1 protein-coding gene is annotated in these 944 nt (G+C 68.4%); it reads right to left on the bottom strand.

Going from position 1 to position 944, the window contains the following annotated elements:
- A partial coding sequence (gene pgi, locus IE316_RS35190) for a glucose-6-phosphate isomerase (protein ID WP_190208639.1) occupies nucleotides 1-944 on the bottom strand: 944 nt, incomplete at both ends.

Below are 944 nucleotides of genomic sequence, written 5' to 3' on the forward strand. Positions count from 1 at the left end.
AGGCCGGGCACCTCGGCGCCCTCGGTGAGGGCGGGTTCGACGCGCTTGGCGAGGACCTTGCCGAGTTCGACGCCCCACTGGTCGAAGGAGTCGATGTTCCAGATCGCGCCCTGCACGAACACCTTGTGCTCGTAGAGGGCGATCAACTGGCCGAGGACGGACGGGGTCAGCTCCCGGGCGAGGATGGTGGTCGTCGGGTGGTTGCCCTGGAACGTCTTGTGCGGCACCAGTTCCTCGGGCACGCCCTCCGCGCGGACCTCGTCGGGGGTCTTGCCGAAGGCCAGGGCCTGGGTCTGGGCGAAGAAGTTGGCCATCAGCAGGTCGTGCTGGGCCTTGAGTTCCTCGCTCAGCTCGGCGACCGGCCGGGCGAAGCCGATGAAGTCGGCCGGGATCAGCTTGGTGCCCTGGTGGATCAACTGGTAGTAGGCGTGCTGCCCGTTGGTGCCCGGCGTGCCCCACACCACCGGCCCGGTCTCCCACTCGACCGGCCTGCCGTCGCGCTGGACCGACTTGCCGTTGGACTCCATGTCGAGCTGCTGGAGGTAGGCGGTGAACTTCGACAGGTAGTGCGAGTACGGCAGCACCGCGTGGGACTGGGCGCCCAGGAAGTTGCCGTACCAGACGCCCAGCAGGCCCAGCAGCAGTGGGGCGTTGGACTCGGCGGGCGCGGTGCGGAAGTGCTCGTCGACGAGGCGGAAGCCGTCGAGCATCTCCCGGAACCGGTCCGGGCCGATGGCGATCATCAGGGAGAGGCCGATCGCCGAGTCGTAGGAGTAGCGGCCGCCCACCCAGTCCCAGAACTCGAACATGTTCGCGGTGTCGATGCCGAAGTCGGCGACCTTCTCCGCGTTGGTCGACAGGGCGACGAAGTGCTTGGCGACCGCCTTCTCGTCCCCGTCCAGCCCGGCCAGCAGCCAGGAGCGGGCCGAGGTGGCGTTGGTGAT

This window comes from Streptomyces fumanus (assembly GCF_014655295.1).
Taxonomy (GTDB): domain Bacteria; phylum Actinomycetota; class Actinomycetes; order Streptomycetales; family Streptomycetaceae; genus Streptomyces; species Streptomyces fumanus.